20 protein-coding genes are annotated in these 18,055 nt (G+C 34.9%); 17 read left to right on the forward strand and 3 right to left on the reverse strand.

All coding sequences use genetic code 11. The annotated features are described in order from the left end of the window. Positions 1–13 precede the first annotated feature (13 nt). From AC07SW_RS00480 to AC07SW_RS00500, 5 genes are all read left to right on the forward strand, one after another. Positions 14–787, forward strand: a complete 774-nt coding sequence (locus AC07SW_RS00480; protein WP_311780232.1) for a dihydroorotate dehydrogenase electron transfer subunit — start codon at positions 14–16, stop codon at positions 785–787. Continuing rightward, positions 787–1,704: a dihydroorotate dehydrogenase gene (locus AC07SW_RS00485; RefSeq protein WP_494632064.1), complete on the forward strand. Its 918-nt coding sequence runs from the start codon at positions 787–789 to the stop codon at positions 1,702–1,704. Before AC07SW_RS00480 ends, AC07SW_RS00485 begins: the two co-directional genes overlap by 1 nt. 1 nt (position 1,705) lies before the next feature. Next, the gene (pyrF, locus tag AC07SW_RS00490) at positions 1,706–2,422 is read left to right on the forward strand and encodes an orotidine-5'-phosphate decarboxylase (protein ID WP_494632065.1); all 717 of its coding nucleotides are present in this window, start codon (positions 1,706–1,708) and stop codon (positions 2,420–2,422) included. Next, on the forward strand, positions 2,423–3,052 hold the full coding sequence (pyrE, locus tag AC07SW_RS00495; protein ID WP_463684595.1) for an orotate phosphoribosyltransferase: 630 nt from the start codon (positions 2,423–2,425) through the stop codon (positions 3,050–3,052). Positions 3,053–3,257: 205 nt separating this feature from the next. Next, positions 3,258–4,445, forward strand: a complete 1,188-nt coding sequence (locus tag AC07SW_RS00500) for a multidrug effflux MFS transporter (RefSeq protein ID WP_494632066.1) — start codon at positions 3,258–3,260, stop codon at positions 4,443–4,445. A gap of 65 nt (positions 4,446–4,510) precedes the next feature. Here AC07SW_RS00500 and AC07SW_RS00505 read toward each other — a convergent pair whose 3' ends face one another. Continuing rightward, entirely contained in the window at positions 4,511–5,440 is a 930-nt protein-coding gene (locus AC07SW_RS00505; RefSeq protein ID WP_463684591.1) for a glycerophosphodiester phosphodiesterase family protein, read from the reverse strand. A gap of 149 nt (positions 5,441–5,589) precedes the next feature. Here AC07SW_RS00505 and AC07SW_RS00510 point away from each other — a divergent pair, with 149 nt between their 5' ends. Beyond that, positions 5,590–6,171, forward strand: a complete 582-nt coding sequence (locus AC07SW_RS00510; RefSeq protein ID WP_494632068.1) for a GyrI-like domain-containing protein — start codon at positions 5,590–5,592, stop codon at positions 6,169–6,171. 22 nt (positions 6,172–6,193) lie between these two features. Here the strand turns inward: AC07SW_RS00510 and AC07SW_RS00515 are convergent, their stop codons facing one another. Beyond that, positions 6,194–7,900, reverse strand: coding sequence for an NFACT RNA binding domain-containing protein (locus AC07SW_RS00515; RefSeq protein WP_135023611.1), 1,707 nt, complete (start codon positions 7,898–7,900; stop codon positions 6,194–6,196). Between the two features lie 221 nt (positions 7,901–8,121). Between AC07SW_RS00515 and AC07SW_RS00520 the strand changes: the two genes are divergently transcribed. The 10 genes from AC07SW_RS00520 (at position 8,122) to AC07SW_RS00565 (ending at position 16,498) form a co-directional block, all read left to right on the forward strand. Next, the gene (locus tag AC07SW_RS00520; RefSeq protein ID WP_034569709.1) at positions 8,122–8,829 is read left to right on the forward strand and encodes a carbonic anhydrase family protein; all 708 of its coding nucleotides are present in this window, start codon (positions 8,122–8,124) and stop codon (positions 8,827–8,829) included. Between the two features lie 449 nt (positions 8,830–9,278). Next, complete coding sequence (gene trpX / locus AC07SW_RS00525) at positions 9,279–10,262, forward strand: tryptophan ABC transporter substrate-binding protein (RefSeq protein ID WP_119908047.1); 984 nt, start codon at positions 9,279–9,281, stop codon at positions 10,260–10,262. A gap of 21 nt (positions 10,263–10,283) precedes the next feature. Continuing rightward, positions 10,284–11,174 (forward strand): ABC transporter permease, encoded by an 891-nt coding sequence (locus tag AC07SW_RS00530; RefSeq protein WP_463684588.1) that lies wholly within the window; start codon positions 10,284–10,286, stop codon positions 11,172–11,174. Further along, complete coding sequence (locus AC07SW_RS00535) at positions 11,174–11,983, forward strand: ABC transporter ATP-binding protein (RefSeq protein WP_081890699.1); 810 nt, start codon at positions 11,174–11,176, stop codon at positions 11,981–11,983. Before AC07SW_RS00530 ends, AC07SW_RS00535 begins: the two co-directional genes overlap by 1 nt. A 94-nt stretch (positions 11,984–12,077) precedes the next feature. Next, positions 12,078–12,509 carry a MarR family winged helix-turn-helix transcriptional regulator gene (locus AC07SW_RS00540; RefSeq protein ID WP_119908048.1) on the forward strand — a complete coding sequence of 144 codons (432 nt, stop codon included), beginning with the start codon at positions 12,078–12,080 and terminating at the stop codon, positions 12,507–12,509. Positions 12,510–12,627: 118 nt separating this feature from the next. After that, on the forward strand, positions 12,628–13,557 hold the full coding sequence (locus AC07SW_RS00545) for an LCP family protein (RefSeq protein WP_034569704.1): 930 nt from the start codon (positions 12,628–12,630) through the stop codon (positions 13,555–13,557). Positions 13,558–13,685: 128 nt separating this feature from the next. Further along, positions 13,686–14,207, forward strand: coding sequence for a type 1 glutamine amidotransferase domain-containing protein (locus AC07SW_RS00550; RefSeq protein WP_135018530.1), 522 nt, complete (start codon positions 13,686–13,688; stop codon positions 14,205–14,207). A gap of 93 nt (positions 14,208–14,300) precedes the next feature. Next, complete coding sequence (locus AC07SW_RS00555) at positions 14,301–15,161, forward strand: LD-carboxypeptidase (protein WP_494632069.1); 861 nt, start codon at positions 14,301–14,303, stop codon at positions 15,159–15,161. A 68-nt stretch (positions 15,162–15,229) separates the two neighbouring features. After that, complete coding sequence (locus AC07SW_RS00560; protein ID WP_463684582.1) at positions 15,230–15,826, forward strand: ECF transporter S component; 597 nt, start codon at positions 15,230–15,232, stop codon at positions 15,824–15,826. 84 nt (positions 15,827–15,910) lie between these two features. Next, positions 15,911–16,498 carry an ECF transporter S component gene (locus AC07SW_RS00565; protein WP_494632070.1) on the forward strand — a complete coding sequence of 196 codons (588 nt, stop codon included), beginning with the start codon at positions 15,911–15,913 and terminating at the stop codon, positions 16,496–16,498. Between the two features lie 58 nt (positions 16,499–16,556). On the opposite strand, the gene AC07SW_RS00570 is transcribed toward AC07SW_RS00565, so the two are convergent. Then, positions 16,557–16,964 (reverse strand): VOC family protein, encoded by a 408-nt coding sequence (locus AC07SW_RS00570; RefSeq protein WP_034569696.1) that lies wholly within the window; start codon positions 16,962–16,964, stop codon positions 16,557–16,559. Between the two features lie 376 nt (positions 16,965–17,340). Between AC07SW_RS00570 and AC07SW_RS00575 the strand changes: the two genes are divergently transcribed. Continuing rightward, positions 17,341–17,949 carry a disulfide bond formation protein B gene (locus AC07SW_RS00575; RefSeq protein ID WP_119908055.1) on the forward strand — a complete coding sequence of 203 codons (609 nt, stop codon included), beginning with the start codon at positions 17,341–17,343 and terminating at the stop codon, positions 17,947–17,949. The last annotated feature ends 106 nt before the right edge of the window (positions 17,950–18,055 follow it).

Genomic DNA, 18,055 nt, shown 5'->3' on the forward strand with positions numbered 1-18,055 from the left:
TAGGAGGAATTTTATGTTACAAGAACTCATGACGGTTGTTGATCAAAAACAACTAGCACCTAAAATTTTTGAAATGCGCTTAACGGGGGAATTAGTTAATGAAATGCAGGTGCCAGGTCAATTTTTGCATATTTTAGTACCTCAATCAGATCTTTTACTCAGAAGACCAATCAGTATTGCTGAAATTATCCCAGAAAAAAAAGAATGTAGTATTATTTATCGGATTGAAGGAGCAGGAACCGAAACGATGAGCCACTTAAAAACAGGTGACTTATTAGATGTCATGGGGCCGCTTGGCAATGGATTTCCATTAGAATCAGTTCAAAAAGGGCAAACAGCCTTTGTTATCGGTGGGGGAATTGGAGTTCCTCCCCTATATGAGCTTTCTAAACAGCTGGTTAAAAAGGGTGTAAAAGTAGAACTGATTTTTGGCTTTGCAACAAAAGACGTCATTTTTTATGAAAAGGAATTTTCTGAATTAGGAGAAGTTCATTTAGCCACAGATGATGGTTCTAAAGGTCAACATGGTCATGTGGGGCATTTATTAGATACTTTACAAGGTAAGCCTGATGTAGTCTATGCTTGTGGCTCAAGAGGTCTATTGATGGCTGTTGAAAATCGTTATGAAAATCAAAACGCATTTTTATCACTGGAAGCACGAATGGCTTGTGGAATGGGTGCTTGTTATGCCTGTGTTTGTCCTAAAAAATCCGATCCAACGGGTCAAACAAGCTATAAAGTTTGTGACGAAGGACCAGTGTTTAAAGTGGGAGAGGTGGTTTTATAATGAATCGTTTAGCCGTTAAATTACCCGGTTTAGATTTAAAAAATCCAATCATGCCGGCAAGTGGATGCTTTGGCTTTGGTGAAGAATATGCGAAATATTTCGATTTAAACCAATTAGGCTCCATGATGATAAAAGCCTGTACCTTAGAGCCACGTTTTGGCAATGCTACTCCAAGAGTTGCTGAAACCACAAGCGGAATGCTAAATGCAATTGGATTACAAAATCCAGGATTAGAAGTTATTTTAACAGAAAAATTACCTAAACTAGAGCAATTCAAGGTTCCTATCATTGCCAATGTAGCTGGATCAACTAAAGAGGATTATATAGAAGTTTGTAGGGAAATTTCAAAAGCACCTAATGTAGCTGCAATTGAGTTAAATGTTTCCTGTCCAAATGTAAAACATGGTGGTATCGCGTTTGGAACGGATGAAAAAGTGATTTATGAGCTGACTCAAGCTGTTAAAGCTGTTTCAAGCGTGCCAATTTATGTCAAACTTTCACCAAATGTAACAGATATCGTTCCCATTGCCAAAGCAGTTGAAGCAGCAGGCGCTGATGGGATTTCAATGATTAATACATTGTTAGGTATGCGTATCGATTTAAAAACCAAGCAACCGATTTTAGCAAATAAGACAGGCGGTTTATCAGGGCCAGCCATTAAACCTGTTGCCATTCGGTTGATTCATCAAGTGAGTCACAGCGTGAACATTCCTATAATTGGAATGGGAGGCGTTTATACAGTTGATGACGTGCTAGAAATGTTTATGGCTGGAGCAAGTGCAGTAGCTGTTGGAACAGCCAACTTTACAGATTCCATGATTTGCCCTAAACTGATTGAAGAGCTTCCAAGACGAATGGATGAACTTGGAATACCTTCACTAGAAGCACTCATTAAAGAAGTAAGGGAAGGAAGATAACATGCAATCAAAACCAATTATCGCTTTGGATTTTTCAACAAGCGACGAAATTAAAACCTTTTTAACTCATTTCAAGAATGAACAATTATTTGTTAAAGTTGGAATGGAGTTGTATTACCAGAACGGACCAGAAGTAGTTAAATGGATGAAAAGCTTAGGACATCAAATTTTCTTAGATTTAAAATTACATGATATTCCAAATACAGTTGAACGTTCAATGAAAGGTTTAGCTGCATTGGGTGTCGATATGATTAATGTTCATGCTGCAGGAGGAAAACAAATGATGGAAGCCGCAATGAGTGGAATTATTTCAGGTACGCCAGCCGGTAGCCAAAGACCGAGCCTCATCGCTGTAACGCAATTAACCTCTACTACACAAGAAGCCATGCGAACCGAACAATTGATTCAAGTTCCCTTGCTCCAAAGCGTGATTCACTATGCAAAATTAACACAAAGTGCAGGATTAGACGGAGTTGTTTGTTCCGCCTTAGAAGCGCAGCTAATCAAAGAAAATACAGCAAGTAAATTCCTGTGTGTAACTCCTGGAATTCGTCCAAGTGGGGATGAAAAAGGCGATCAAAAACGTGTTGCAACACCAAGTCGCGCCAAAGAAGCAGGCTCAAGCTTTATCGTAGTAGGTCGTCCCATTACTCAATCAGCAGATCCAGTTAAGAGCTATCACACAATTAAAAACCAATGGAATGGAGTCGAAGAATAAATGTCAATTGAAAAAAAGATTGCCCAAGATTTATTAGAAATAAAAGCAGTGAGTTTAAGTCCGAATGAGCCATATACATGGGCAAGTGGCATTAAAAGTCCAATTTATTGCGATAATCGTATTACGATGAGCTACCCAAGCGTGCGACGTGAAATTGCAAAGGGTTTAGCAGAACTGATCAAGCGTGATTACCCTGAAGCAGAAGTGATTGCTGGCACGGCTACGGCTGGAATTCCTCACGCTGCATGGGTTGCAGAGCTATTAGATTTGCCAATGGTGTATATTCGTGGAAAAGCAAAAGACCACGGCAAAGGCAATCAAATTGAGGGACGCATTACTAAAAACCAAAAAATGGTCATCATTGAAGACTTGATTTCCACTGGTGGAAGTGTGATTGACGCGGCAGTAGCTGCAAAAAATGAAGGTGCAGATGTAATAGGGGCAGCCGCCATCTTTACATACGAATTGCCAAAAGGGATTGAAAATTTTAAAAAGCATCAATTATCCTTTGCAACCTTAACCAATTACTCTACTCTGATTGATGTTGCGTTAGAGCTTGGAACGATTGAAGCCAACGACTTAAGTTTATTAAAAGAGTGGAAGCAAGATCCAACTAAGTGGAAAAAATAAGAAGAGCACTTCACTCAAGCTAGTGGAGATACCAGATTGTTCCTGATGAAAAAATATGGTAAACTAGCTAATAATTAAAATAAAAAGAGCAAAAGAGGTGAGTGAGATGATGAATACCTACAAATTAATATTGATTATGCTCCCGCCGCTTCCCGCAGTGAGATGTTTTTTTTCAACCCTTTAATCATTATTAGGAGGAATTATTTTGAAAAAAAGCATCACAACTCAAGCACCATCTTTATTATTACTCATTATTTTAGTTGGTTTTCCACAAATTAGCGAAACGATTTTTACACCTTCCTTGCCAGACATCGCAAGTGATTTTGAGACGACACTAGGAACGGTACAGCTAACCTTAAGTATTTACTTTTTAGCTTTTGCCTTAGGAGTCTTTTGCTGGGGAATTGTTTCTGATTTTATTGGACGTCGCCCTGCAATTCTATATGGTGTGATTCTTTACGGAATTGGTAGCTTTCTATGCTTTCAAGCAAAATCAATTGAATTCTTATTAGCTGCCCGTTTTATGCAAGCTTTTGGAGCAAGTACGGGTTCAGTCGTTACCCAAACAATTTTAAGAGAAAGTACAAATGGTTTGAGACGACATACTTTATTTGCTCAAATTTCTGCAGCACTAGCCTTTACACCTGCTATTGGTCCTTTAATTGGTGGAGTAGTAGACCAATTTTGGGGATTTCGAGCCGTCTTTTTTGTATTAGTTATAATGAGTCTTTTCGTTTTTAGCTATGCTTATTTTAGCTTAGGTGATACCTATGATGTTAAACAACGATCAAAAGTGAAATTGCTTCCTATTGTAAACCGCTTTTTAAAAAATCAACCAACTTTAATTTATGGTTTTTTGATTGGAACAATCAATGGCATTTTATTTAGTTACTATGCAGAAGCGCCATTTATTTTTATTGAGTATTTTCATTTTTCAACAGCTACCTATGGCTTCCTTGGAATGATTGTCGCAGTAGCAAGTATTTTAGGTTCACTTTTGTCAAAGCGTTTAGTCACAACTAGACAACCAGAAAAAATTATTTTAGATGGAATCAAAATAATGCTGGTAGGTATAAGTATTATTTTAGCTGTCAGTGTATCAACTTTTTTCACCTCAGAATGGCAATGGTTTATGTTGCTAGTAGGTGTTTTTATCACGCTACTTGGAACAGGAACGGCTTTACCTAATTGTTTAAGCCTTGCATTAATGGATTTTCAAGATGTCATTGGATCTGCTGGTGGACTGTTTAGTCTAGGTTACTATTTACTAGTAAGTGTGGTTACATTTGGCATGAGCTTTGTTCACAATGGAACGCTCTGGGCAATGCCTTGCTATTTTTTACTAATTGGTCTCATTATGTTGAAATTAGCAAAAAAATTGACTAACAACTAGTTTAGATTATGTTTTAAGAATAACTAAAAAACGATCGAAATCTTAATTGATTTCGATCGTTTTTTCTATAATGTTTCATTTTTTTGAATCACATCAATATAAGAAGTCATCAGAGCGTTGATTGTACCACGTTGTTCAATTGAATTTGCCATCAAAGCATTATCTGTAATAATTCCGTGAGCAGTAGTAGCTAAATATTGATTAAATTCAGCAGGTTCGTCAACTGTCCATAGAAAGACTGGTTGTTTACTTTCAAAAAATTCTGGCGCCGCCATTGTGTGCTTTAACGTTAAAAATTGGAAATCTGGATATTCCTTGCTAGGTAACATTGAGACAATCATACCCACCTGTAAGTCGTGATTTACTTCTTTAATCTGATTTAAAAAAGCCTCATTGGTTGATTGGACCAAATAGGAATCAACAACGTCTCTATCTGCCAATAACTCGGCTAATTGTTTAGGCATATCTAAACTGTCTTGCTTACTTGTTTTGATATCTAATAAAAGAGGTTGCTTCGAAGTTTTAGCTAAATCGATTGCTTCTTCCAATGTTGTAATTGAAGATTCAAAATTATTCTGCTTTAACGTCAATTTCTTTAATTCTGCCAGTGTTAACTGATGAACTTTTTTCTTTTTACGCGCTAACCGTTTTAAACTTGCATCATGCATTAAAATAAAATGCTCATCTTTTGTTTGCCGAACATCTAATTCAATATATGCTGGTTTATAAGGAATAGCTGCTTGAATGGACGAAAGTGTATTTTCAACGCCACCAGCTTTATACCCTCTATGTGCAATTATTTTTGAATTGGATTTAGGAATACCCAATACTCCTTGTGGAAACCTAAGTGGTGCGCTATTGGATGGAACACGAGACTCGATTTTGACATTTTTCGATCTAGGACCATCTAGAGGTGAAAAAAAGAAACATAAGAAAAAAAATAAAAAAAGTAGCTTTAAAATAACAAGCCCCCATGTGTAAACTAAGACTTTCATTCAATCACCTTCCATTAGAATAGTGTAACAAAAAAACGTAAAAAAAAGAAGTTGCTGTTTTTTAAATAAAAGTTAAGTATACTGATAAGAGTATCTAAAACCACCATTCGATAATAAATAACCCATCTAACTAAAAAGGAGACGATAAAATGACCTATTACGACTGGCGTAAGGTAGAAAAACAATTTTGTTTTCCATCAACTAAACCCTATATTCTTAAAAAACCAGCTTTTCAATACTTGATAATTAAACGGTCAAAAGCACTCTCAATGGAAAGCTTTATCGAAGAAATGGAATTATTACTTGCTATCTCAAAAGCAATTAAATTGAAATCAAATCAAACGAATAAAAATCCCGATTATCAACTTTTCCCGATTGAATGCCGCTGGATTCAATCAGATTCTAGCAAACAAGTTGATTTTCAATTAATGATTCGTCAACCTCAATTTATTAACGAGAAACTACTTCAGCAAGCCGTGTTAAGTAAAAATAATTTAACGCATCAGTTCTTTTTAAAAAAACCTGAACCAACATTACGAGTTTTTTGCCTACATAAAGGTTCTTACCACACAGAAGCAGATTGTTTAAACAAAATGACACACTATTGTCAAAGTAAAGGATACCAACGAATTGGCAAAGACTACGAAGAGATTTATGTAGCTGATTTTAGAAACCATACTCCTGAACAATTAAAAACCGTTCTATCTTTTGAAATAGAAAAAACGACCTAATTTAACTAATTAGGTCGTTTTTTTAATTTACACGCAATGATTCAACCAGTTCCTTATCAGGCGTTACATAGACCGTCTTTTGACCTTCGTAAATCACAAAGCCAGGTTTCGCTCCATTTGGTTTCCGAATGGCTTTAACGGGTACGAAATCAACTGGTACAAGCGCTGAAAGTTGTGACTTCGAATAGTACGCCGCAATATTGGCAGCTTCAAGAATCGTTTCTTCACTAGGGTCTGAATTTTGAATGATGACATGAGAACCTGGGATATTTTTTGTGTGTAGCCAAATATCACTTTTTCTTGCTAATTTAAGTGTCAGTTCATCATTTTGTAAATTATTTTTCCCTACTAAAATGACGGTTCCATCTGTTGCGTGGTATTTTTCTGGCTTGCTTTTTTGTGCTTTCATTTGTTTTTTCTTAGTTTTTTTCTTTTTAAGATAACCAACCTGCGTCAATTCTTCCTTAATTTCAGCCACATCTTTTGGCGTTGCTAAAGATAACTGAGTAGAAACCGATTCTAAATAATCAATTTCTCCCATCGTTAAATCGATTTGCTCAGTCACATAAGAAATGGCATTTTTAAGTTTTTGATATTTTGCAAAATATTTTTGTGCGTTTTGGGAAGGATTTTTTCGAATATCCAATTTGATTGTAATAGGAGCATCTTCTTCATAGAAGTTGGGCAGTTCAATCTCTGTTGCACCACGTTTAAATTCATGAAGATAGGCGGTTAAAATTTCACCTTTAATTCGATAATCATCCGCCAATTCCGTTTCCGCCATTGTTTTATGCAATTTTTCTAATTTTTTCACATTTTTTTGCAGCTCATTGTTTACCAATCGAATCAATTCAGATCCTTGTTGATGAACACGATCCTTTTCAGCTTTCCCGCCATAGTAAGCATCTAATAATTCACTAAGTAACGGAAAGGTTTTTTGTTCGCCATCCAAACTTAAAAATGGGGTAGGGGTAAAAAAATCTTTTTGTGTGTTTTCAGTCAACGTTGGTGTCGCATTGCCGTCTTTAACTTCATCGATTAAGCTTACAAAAACGTCCGGTAATAAGGCTGGGTTACTTTCACTTCGAAAAATCATTTCTGCAGCAGTATCTCCACCAATTCCTTGATACGTCGTTTGAAGTTGTCTTTGAACGGACAACTCTGAATCAAGATCTAATTTTTCGCTAATTTCTTGTTTAGTAACAGTAAAAGGATTTAATTTATCTTGATGTGGTGGGTTTAGGTAGGTAGCGCCAGGCATAACAGATCGGTAGCTATTTAAGCTTGCTGGGACATGTTTAATACAGTCAATAATACGTTTTGATTCTTGGTCGATTAAGAAAATATTACTATGACGTCCCATTAGTTCAACAATCAAGACGACGTTATGAATATCACCGATTTCATCGCGGCTTTTAAAGGTAAAATGAATGATACGATCGTTTCCAATTTGTTGGATATCCTCTAAAATAGCCCCTTCTAATTGTTTTCTCAATAACATACAAAAATTAGGAGGCGTATTTGGATTTTCATATGGAATCTGTGTAACTTGTATTCTTGCATAACTTGGATGAGCAGATAATAACACACGGTGATTTTTACCGTTTGCGCGCATCACTAAAATAATTTCACTTTGATAAGGTTGATGAATTTTTGACAAGCGTCCGTTTTTTAACAAACTCTTTAATTCATCGACCATGGCATGAGTGAAAATTCCATCAAATGACATAGGATTTCCTCACTTTCATTAATTGAATATGGACAAAAAAAGACTTTTCTTATTGTCGCTAACGGTCTTATTATAACGGTTATTTTACTAAAAGTATATGGAAGATAAACAGGACCTAATTTTATAACTAAGAAAAATGGTAAGAAACTTCAAACAATATCAGTTGACTTTTTTTTTCAAAAAAAGGTAGAATAAATGAAAGTTTGTGTATTCTAGGAGGAATGATTTTGGATTGGTTCTACGAAGAAGGCCCCCGAGGTCCAGAAAATTGGAAAAATATCTGTGCGATTTTTCATAAAGCTGAAAATGAAAGCTTACAATCGCCTATTAATTTAAAAGAAGAAGAGGTTACAGCTGAGATGGATGGAAATCTACTAGCTTTTGATTACCACGCAACAAATTTTAGATCTTCTTTTTTTAATCACACGGTTCATTTAAATCCTGTTGCAGGAGAAAAAATCAATCACGTAGTCTTTAATCATAAACGCTATACACTAGAAGATATTCATTTTCATCTCCCTAGTGAACATCTGATTAACAGTCAGCAATTCCCTTTAGAAATGCACCTTGTTCATCGTTCAGCAAAAAATGAATTGCTCGTTATTGGGGTAGTAGCAGAACCTACTCAAGTACCCTTAAATAAAAAATTAGCTAAAATTGATAATATTGCATTAAATCCAAGAAATGCAGCTAGAGGGTTTGTAGTTCCTATTCTGTTAAATCAATTGCTACCTGAAAAGCGCACTTTTTTTAATTATAGTGGGTCACTTACAACACCACCAACTGAAGGTCCTGTTGAATGGCTTGTATTTAAAATGCCTGTTTACATGCGCCAAGGACTCTTAAAAGCTTTTGAAGAGCAGATTGGCAAAACCAATCGTCCTGTTCAAGAAAGAAAAGGGCGACCAATTTATTTAGCAGACAAGTAACCCTAATTATAAAAATCTGCTTGACAAATAAGATTGAAACATAGTAAGATTGATTTATCAAAGAAAACAAAGGAGTGCCACACATGAAAACAACACCAACGAATCTAAAACAATTGAATCGCAATTGGCAAAGCCAAAATAGATAGGTTGGATTTCATGAGAGTACTCATAGATGCAGCCTTCAGACAGACTTTCTGAACTTGTATCTATGTTGGTTTATTTGAGAATTTAAATTAAAATTCCACCACATAGAAACGGATACCCTGATTCTATGTGGTTTTTGTTTTGCTAAAAACAGCTTCCACAATGGTTTTATTCATTGGGAAGCTGTTTTTTTATTCATAAATTAGATAGAGGAGTTTTAATAATGAGACAATGGACTAGTCAACGATGGCAAAGCAAATAGATGACATTAAACAATTAAATAAAAATTTATTGGAGGAAAAACAATGAAAAAAATGATTGGTTTTATTACTGTATTGATTATTTTGTTAAGCGTTGCCTTTGTAACAGAAACTAAAAAACAAGCAACAAAAGAAAAAGAGATTCCAGTTGTAGGGATTTTGCAACTAACGAGCCATCCAGCATTGGATAAGATTTATCAAGGAATCGTGGATGCTCTAAAAGAAGAAGGTTTTGTCGATAAAAAAAACATCAAAATTGATTTTCAAAATGCACAAGGAGATCAAAGCAATTTAAAAACAATGAGTGAACGTTTTGCCAATGAACAAGCTGCTGTAATGGTAGGAATTGCTACGCCTTCTGCACAAGCATTAGCAAATGCTTCAAAAGAAATCCCAATCGTTTTAGGTGCTGTAACAGATCCAAAAGGTGCAGGATTAGTGGCAGACAATCAGCATCCAGGAGGTAACATTACTGGTGTGAGTGATTTAACACCAATCAAAGCACAGTTTAACTTAATAAAAACCCTTCTTCCAAGCGCTAAAAAAATAGGTATTATCTACTCATCAAGTGAAGATAATTCAGTTGTTCAAGGCAAACAAGCCGAAGCCGAAGCCAAAAAATCGGGTTTAGAACCTATTACAGCAACTGTTTCTTCAACTAATGATGTTAATCAAGTAGCCACTAGCTTAGCTGGAAAAGTTGATGCTATCTATGTTCCTGCTGATAATACCGTGGCTAGTGCCATGAACACTTTAATTTCAGTCACAGATGCCAAAGGAATTCCTGTATTTCCAGCTGTCGATACAATGGTAGCTGAAGGTGGCTTAGCAACCGTTGGATTAAACCAATATGAACTAGGAAAAATGACTGGAAAAATGACGGCTGATTTATTAAAAGGTAAGAAAAAAGCAGCAACTACACCAATTGAATATTTAAAACATGGAGATACCATTATTAATCCTAAAAAAGCAGAAAAACTAGGCATCACCATTCCGCAAGAAATGTTAGATCACGCAATCATCAATTAATGAGTATTGGAGGAAGAATGAATGAATTTAATCGTTACAGCAACTTCACAAGGATTATTATGGGGCGTAATGGCGCTAGGAATTTTTATTACATTTAGAATTTTAGATTTACCTGATATGACAGCAGAAGGGTCCTTTCCTTTAGGAGCTGCCGTTTGTGCCAAGTTAATATTATCAGGTGTACACCCAATAATCGCAACACTAGTCGCATTTATTAGTGGAATGTTGGCGGGTGCCATCACAGGATTTTTAATTACAAAATGCAACATTCCAGGACTACTTGCTGGAATTTTAACGATGACGGGTTTGTATTCCATTAATCTTCGAATTATGGGACGTGCTAATTTAAGCCTACTTGGCAAGGAAAAGCTTAATGACCTGCTTCGACCATTACATTTACCTGCGCAGTTTGATACGATTTTAATTGGTTTGATTATCGTAGTGGCCGTTATTCTTTTATTGATTCTCTTTTTCAATACAGAATTAGGTCAAGCCCTAATTGCTACAGGAGACAATGAAATCATGGCTCGTTCTCTAGGTGTTTCTACAAATAAAACTAAAATTTTAGCGTTAATGTTATCCAACGGCATGATTGCTTTTGCTGGTGGGCTAATTACACAAGACAACGGCTATGCAGATATCAGCATGGGGATTGGGACAATTGTTATCGGATTAGCTTCAGTTATCATCGGAGAAGTCGTTTTTGGCAATCTCTCTTTAGGAAATCGTTTGATTTGTGTGATTCTTGGAGCGATTATCTACCGTTTGATTATTACTTTCGTGTTAGTTATCGGCTTACAACCCAATGATTTAAAACTCTTTTCAGCTATTATCTTAGCGATTTGTTTAGCATTACCGAGTTTACGCCCAAAATTAAACTTAAATTTCTTTGCTAAAAAGGAGGAAGCCTAATGACTCAAGAAATTTTAAATCTTTCGCAGATTGAGAAAACATTTAATAAAGGAACTATTAATCAAAATCAAGTTTTAAAGGGAATTGATTTAGCAGTCAACGAAGGAGATTTTATCACGATTATTGGTGGGAATGGAGCTGGGAAATCGACGCTGCTTAATAGCATAGCAGGAAATTTTTTACCAGATACTGGACATATTTCTATTGAGGGGAATGATGTGACAAAACTAAAAGAACACCAACGAGCAGCAATGGTTGGAAGAGTGTTCCAAGACCCTAGAATGGGGACGGCTTCGCGAATGACGGTTGGAGAAAACATGTCGATGGCTTACCGCAGAGGTCAAAAAAGAACTTTGCGTAAAGGCAATACTCAAAAAGAGCGAACTTATTTTAAAGAGCAACTAGCCCAATTAGGATTAGGTTTAGAAAATAGAATTGATAGTGAAATTGGATTGCTTTCAGGTGGTCAACGACAGGCGATTACGTTATTGATGGCTACTTTGAAAAAACCAGCTATTTTACTATTAGATGAACACACAGCCGCATTAGATCCAAAGACAGCAAAAGTAGTGCTGGATTTAACCAATCAGCGCATTCAAAATGAAGGATTAACGACATTGATGATTACTCATAATATGAAAGACGCGTTGAACTATGGCAATCGTTTAATTATGTTAGATTATGGAAAAGTAGTTGTAGATATCAAAGGTGATGAAAAAGCTCGACTTTCTGTCAATGACGTAATGAACTTATTTCAAACTGCGACAAAAGATGGGCAGCTAAAAGATGAGATGCTTTTAGGGAGTTAAAAACATTGAATTTAAACGCTTTTTAGTATATAGTTGCATAACACAACGATAATAGTTGTGTTATGCAACTATTTTTAGAGTAGGAGGGATTTTCATGGGTAAGTACAGTCAAAGCAATGAAATTAAAATTCAACTGGAACATTTTTATAATGAGTTCAATCAATTTGAAAATAAATTATTAAAAGAGCACGCGTTAACAAAAGCAACCTTTACACTGTTAAATAATCTTATTGATATTCCTAAAACGATAAAAAAACTTAGCTTTGAAACGAACTTAGATAAATCAACTTTGAGTCGACAATTAGATATTTTAGTCAAAAAAAATTTAGTTATTGAAATTAAAAACGAAGATCGACGTTTAAGAAATGTTCAATTAAGTGAAGAGGGACAAAATTTACAAAATCGAATCAATCAAAACTTAACCCAACAATGGGAACTAATCTTCCAATCATGGTCAGATGAAGAAAAACAACTATTAATGGTTTTACTAGGTCGAATGAATCGTTCCTTTCAATTAATTCATTAAGCCTTGAAAAATATTTTTGATTTCCTTTAAGATTCCTTAATCTCTTTATGTTTTAATAAGAAAGGATTATGAAAAGAAACTACTTATAAAAACAAAAAAAGGTGAAAGAAGGCAAACTATGAGAAATCAACACAAGAAAAAACGCCATATTTTTCGAAATAGCGTACTTATCCTACTAATTTTATTGATAGCGGGAGGTGGTTTTGCTTATGCAAGCTATCGCAATAGCTTGAAAGAAGCTCGATCTGATCAAAATTTACCGGATAAATCGGATATTACATTTAATGGAGAAAAAGCGGAAGATTTAAATGACGTCAATATTTTATTTATTGGGAGTGATTCTAGAGGCGATGACCAAGGTCGTTCCGATTCTTTAATGATTGCCCATTACGATTCAAAGTCAAAACAACCAAAATTAGTTTCGCTAATGAGAGACATGTATGTTGATATACCTGGTCATGATAAAGATAAAATCAACGCTGCTTATTCATATGGTGGACCTGAACTACTAAGAAAAACCATCAGTGAAAACTTTGGTATTGGCATTGAATATTTTGTAATTGTTGATTTTGATAGTTTTCCAAAAATTATCGATACTTTGCTACCAGATGGTGTTCAAATTGATGCCGAAAAAGATATGTCTGAATATATCGAAGCTTCCATTAAAAAAGGACCACAAAAAATGGATGGAGAAACCTTACTACAATACGCTCGCTTTAGACATGATGCTGAGAGCGACTTTGGACGTGTAAGAAGACAACAGCAAGTCCTGAATGCTGTTGCAGAGCAAGGCGTTAAAGTCACCAATATTACAAAGTTACCAAGTGTCTTAGGTAAGGTTGAAGGATACACAGTTACCAACTTACCAAGTAGTTTATTGCTATCTGCCGGGACAGACTTTGTATTAGGAAAAACAAAACCGATTGAAACCTTAACGTTACCTATTGAGGGATCGTGGGAAAATGGTTATTACGAACATGCAGGTAGTGTTCTTGAAATTGATACGGCCAAAAATAAAACAGAACTAAATAAATTTTTAGAAGATTAAAAAAATCCCTTGCACTGTTAGAAATTGATCTAATAGTTGCAAGGAATTTTTTATAAAAGCAAATATGTTTACAGAGGAATCTATTCACTGTTAAACTGATAGTAATCTATTTTTAGGAGGACATCCCATTGACAGTAAAAAATAAAAAAATTATTGCGTTAGTTAGTGATGATTTTGAAGATTTAGAATTATGGTACCCGGTTATGCGTGTGAGAGAAGCCGGTGGAATTGTTCATTTGGTTGGAGAAGAAAAGAACCACACCTATATCGGGAAATATGGCGTTCCAGCAACTAGTGATTACGCTTTTGAAGAAATTGATCTAAATGACTATGCTGGAATTTTAGTTCCAGGTGGTTGGGCACCAGATAAATTGAGACGTTTCCCAAAAGTAATTGAATTCGTCCAGCATTTCAATACGAAACAACAACCAATTGGGCAAATTTGTCATGCGGGTTGGGTGCTTGCTTCAGCAGGGATTTTAAAAGGCATCAATGTTACCAGCACACCTGGTATTAAGGACGATTTAACGAATGCAGGGGCGATTTGGCACGACACTCCAGCAATTACGGACGGACACATCGTTTCAAGCCGTAGACCTCCTGATTTGCCAGAATATATGATCCAATTTTTAGCGGCATTTGAAAACTAACAAAAAGAGTCCTAGTGTTTGTAACTGGGACTCTTTTTTTGTAGGAAGAACGTTATAAAAATGGTAAAATGAAAGCTAGAAGTAGGTGAGAAGATGTTAAATATTGGAGATTCAATCGGAATAATCGCATGTTCAAATGGAAAATCCAAAGTAGATCGTCCGTTAATTGAAGCTTTAAAAGAAAAACTAAAGCATCAATTTGGAATTCAAACAATAGAGGCCACTACTCTATATCAACAATCAAACTCGCTTTTTAGTGGCACTAAGTACGAACGAAGGGACGCGTTAATGAATCTTTACTTGAATCCAAAGGTAAGAATAATTTTTGATTTATCTGGTGGAGATGTAGCGAATGAACTATTGCCGTTACTAGACTTTAAGATGATTCAAAAAGCAAACACACCCTTTGTAGGTTATAGTGACTTAACCGTTTTAATTAATGCAATCCTCCATAAAACTGGAATCAATGGCTTTAACTATCAATTATTGAATTTAGTAAAAAAAGATGCTACTTTACAAGAAAGCTATTTTTCAAAGGTATTTATGGAAAATAAGTCAGTAGAATTAGACTTAACTTTGGGAAGTACAGAGATGATTTCTTCAAACGAAACAATGATTGGCGGGAACATTCGTTGTCTATTAAAATTAGCAGGAACGCGTTTTTTACCTTCAGCCAAAAATAATTGGTTATTATTAGAAGCCCGCAGTGGTGATATTGCAACGATTAGCAGTTACTTTGCCCAATTAGAACAAATTGGTTATTTAGAAGATTGCAAAGGTATCTTGTTGGGAGAATTTACTGAACTGAATGAAAAACAACAAATCAATGATTTAAAGAAATTGATTTTATCCTATGCATCCAAGTATCATTTTTCAATCGCTCAAACACAAGAAATCGGACATTCTAGCATGTCAAAACCAGTTTTAATTGGCACGCGATCAAAAGCGTTGTGAATCTCTTAGAAACATGCTATTCTTTAAAAAATAAAAGAGAAACTTCTAAATAAGAGAGTAGGAAGACTATGTTTAATCAATCAAAGAAAACCTATCAAATTGCTATTTTAGGAATGTTAACAGCGATTGTTCTCATTCAAAATTTTGTACCTGTTGTCGGGTATATTCCAATTCCACCAATTAATCCTACAATTATTCATATTACTGTCATCATAGCAGCGTTAACGCTAGGATATAAAAATGGAATGATTCTAGGTCTTGTTTGGGGCGTTGCCTGTATTATTCGTGCATTTACAACACCAACAAGCCCTTTGGATATTTTATTTTTCACAAATCCGATTATTGCGATTATTCCGAGAATATTGGTGGGTTTTGTAGCAGGCTATGTTTATCAGTTACTCAAAAAAACCAAACTACTGGACAGCATCTCAATGATTATTTCAGCAGTATTGGCGTCTTTAACGAATACCATTTTTGTACTGCTGTTTATCTATTTATTCTATCGTGTAGAATACGCGAGTTTCCTGAATGTAGACCAAGGAAAACTAATAGGTATTATGGGAATCGTCATTATTACTAGTGGAGTAGCTGAAGCTGTTGCTGCGGGAATTATTGCCCCCATCGTTGCAAAAGCATTAAAACAATTTGTTCCTACAAAAAATTAATTTGTCAGAAATTTAAAAACATGCTATTCTTTTAAAAGCATCTTGTTAAAGAGATGCAATTGATATTCGGAGAGTGAACCTTTTATGCAAAATCGTCCCAATAAAACCTATCGCATTGCGATTTTAGGAATTTTAACAGGAATTATATTGATTCAAAATTTTGTACCATTTTTAGGGTATATTCCAATTCCACCTTTAAACCCAACGATTATCCATATTACAGTAATTGTAGCGGCCTTAACATTAGGCGTAAAAGACGGTATGATTGTCGGAGCTGTGTGGGGCGTTATCCGTTTGATAAAAGCATTTGTTATGCCAAGTAGCCCATTAGATTTATTACTTTTTACAAATCCGATGATTTCAATCGTACCAAGAATTTTAGTTGGATTTATAACAGGTTATGCATACTTCAAGCTGAAAAACCATTTAAAAACAACAACAGCCATGACGATTGCTTCTGTTTTAGCTTCTTTAACCAATACGATTTTAGTGTTATTCTTCATTTATGTATTTTACAAAGATGATTATGCTACAGCTATGAAAGTAGACATGTCAAATCTAGTCAAATTCTTAGGAACTATCGTTTTAACTAATGGTGTGGCGGAAGCCATTGCAGCGGGCGTGATTGCGCCATTCATTGCCAAGTCTTTAAAAAAGTTTAGCCGAAATTAAACTCAGAAAAAACCTCTTAAAGGAACTAACTTTGAGAGGTTTTTTGGTCAATTTGTTATTAGCTCCAAACCAATTGCCAAGTAACTCCAAAACGATCTGTAATCCAAGCAACTTTTCGCATGGGAGGAATGGCTTCTGGCCCCATCATAATCGAGCCATCTTTTGAAAGAGAGTTAAATAAAGAGTCAAATTGAGCTTCGTCATTACATACAACGAGTAGGGAAGTGGCCCAACTAAAATCTGGTGCAAACTGAGGCTCCATATCCATAAACATGAGGGAATGGCCCTTTATTTCAACCGTTGCATTTAATATTTTTCCAACTGGCCCATTTTGTCCTTCTTCAAATTTAACAACCGAGTGGATTTTAGCTTCATTAGGAAAGAGAGAGACGTAAAAATTCATTGCTTCTTCGGCATTTCCTTTAAACGTCAAAAAAGTAGATAGTAGCTTCGTATTTTCAAACATTTTCAACACACTCCTTTCATATAATTATAAGATACAAGAGGGGAAGGGAAATGTCCATTAAAACCATTCCATAGATGATTATAGAATTAAAAAATAAGGAATTAAATAAAATGAATGCATTAGAAAATACAAATATAAGAAGAATAAAGGGAATTATAATAATTATATGTGCTATATTAATAATTACGAGAGGAGGGTTATTTTGGATATTTTAATTACATTATTAATTTTAATCTTATTTTTCTTAGTGATTGTGAAAAAGGTTACAAATATTAAAATAATAGGATTATGGTCAGTTATTTGTCTATTATGCTTAGTTCTTTATTTCTTACATGCAACAAATGCACTAAATATATCATTATAAGGAGATCACATTATGCTAGGAAGTACTCAGAAATTATTAAAAAAATATGGATCATTATTAGGTTTATTAGCAACTACAGGAATGATAGGTGCTTTTCTTCTTGTTTTATGGGGCAGTTTAAGTGCTCAATTTTTACTACATGAGCTACCTTGTCCACTGTGTGTACTGCAACGTTATTCGATGCTTTTAGTCTGCTTAGGTCCGATTTATATTCTTATTTGTCGGGAAAAAGGGGAGTTAGATTTACAAAAATATATGATAGGACATGGCATTTCTATTCTTAGCTCATTAGCTGGAATGTTATTTTCTGCTAGACAAATTTTATTGCATATTCCAGCCAATGATCCAGGGTATGGAGGCGTATTTTTAGGCCTTCATTTCTATACATGGTCATTTATCACGTTTATCATTGTTATTTTTTATTCAGCCGTAATGATGATTTTTTCAGATCTATTATTACCAAATTATACAAAATCAAATAAATTAGTAGATTTTGGGATCAAAATTGTTTTATATGTATTTTTATTTACTACTGCTGTTATCTTTTTAGCAATTGTTGCAGAATTAGGCTTTAATTTTAAATTACCAGATGATCCAATTTATTATGAATTATTCAGATAAATTTAAACTCAAAATTATCTGAATTTCCAACCACATCCTAACTAATTAGGGTGTTTTTTTGTGAGTAATCAAGTTTAATAAGCGAATCAATTCTTTATTTTAATTA

The sequence above is a fragment of the Carnobacterium sp. GW821-FHT04C06 genome (genome assembly GCF_059420345.1).

What these genes read in the sequence shown, in the direction of transcription:
- AC07SW_RS00520 (WP_034569709.1), top strand. Translation starts at nt 8,122, where the DNA reads ATGATTTTGGATTGGTTCTACGAAGAAGGCCCCCGAGGTCCAGAAAAT.
- AC07SW_RS00555 (WP_494632069.1), top strand. Translation starts at nt 14,301, where the DNA reads ATGTTAAATATTGGAGATTCAATCGGAATAATCGCATGTTCAAATGGA.
- AC07SW_RS00575 (WP_119908055.1), top strand. Translation starts at nt 17,341, where the DNA reads ATGCTAGGAAGTACTCAGAAATTATTAAAAAAATATGGATCATTATTA.
- AC07SW_RS00535 (WP_081890699.1), top strand. Translation starts at nt 11,174, where the DNA reads ATGACTCAAGAAATTTTAAATCTTTCGCAGATTGAGAAAACATTTAAT.
- AC07SW_RS00505 (WP_463684591.1), bottom strand. Translation starts at nt 5,440, where the DNA reads ATGAAAGTCTTAGTTTACACATGGGGGCTTGTTATTTTAAAGCTACTT.
- AC07SW_RS00480 (WP_311780232.1), top strand. Translation starts at nt 14, where the DNA reads ATGTTACAAGAACTCATGACGGTTGTTGATCAAAAACAACTAGCACCT.
- AC07SW_RS00545 (WP_034569704.1), top strand. Translation starts at nt 12,628, where the DNA reads ATGAGAAATCAACACAAGAAAAAACGCCATATTTTTCGAAATAGCGTA.
- AC07SW_RS00570 (WP_034569696.1), bottom strand. Translation starts at nt 16,964, where the DNA reads ATGTTTGAAAATACGAAGCTACTATCTACTTTTTTGACGTTTAAAGGA.
- pyrF (WP_494632065.1), top strand. Translation starts at nt 1,706, where the DNA reads ATGCAATCAAAACCAATTATCGCTTTGGATTTTTCAACAAGCGACGAA.
- AC07SW_RS00515 (WP_135023611.1), bottom strand. Translation starts at nt 7,900, where the DNA reads ATGTCATTTGATGGAATTTTCACTCATGCCATGGTCGATGAATTAAAG.
- AC07SW_RS00565 (WP_494632070.1), top strand. Translation starts at nt 15,911, where the DNA reads ATGCAAAATCGTCCCAATAAAACCTATCGCATTGCGATTTTAGGAATT.
- AC07SW_RS00510 (WP_494632068.1), top strand. Translation starts at nt 5,590, where the DNA reads ATGACCTATTACGACTGGCGTAAGGTAGAAAAACAATTTTGTTTTCCA.
- AC07SW_RS00560 (WP_463684582.1), top strand. Translation starts at nt 15,230, where the DNA reads ATGTTTAATCAATCAAAGAAAACCTATCAAATTGCTATTTTAGGAATG.
- AC07SW_RS00530 (WP_463684588.1), top strand. Translation starts at nt 10,284, where the DNA reads ATGAATTTAATCGTTACAGCAACTTCACAAGGATTATTATGGGGCGTA.
- AC07SW_RS00540 (WP_119908048.1), top strand. Translation starts at nt 12,078, where the DNA reads ATGGGTAAGTACAGTCAAAGCAATGAAATTAAAATTCAACTGGAACAT.
- trpX (WP_119908047.1), top strand. Translation starts at nt 9,279, where the DNA reads ATGAAAAAAATGATTGGTTTTATTACTGTATTGATTATTTTGTTAAGC.
- AC07SW_RS00485 (WP_494632064.1), top strand. Translation starts at nt 787, where the DNA reads ATGAATCGTTTAGCCGTTAAATTACCCGGTTTAGATTTAAAAAATCCA.
- pyrE (WP_463684595.1), top strand. Translation starts at nt 2,423, where the DNA reads ATGTCAATTGAAAAAAAGATTGCCCAAGATTTATTAGAAATAAAAGCA.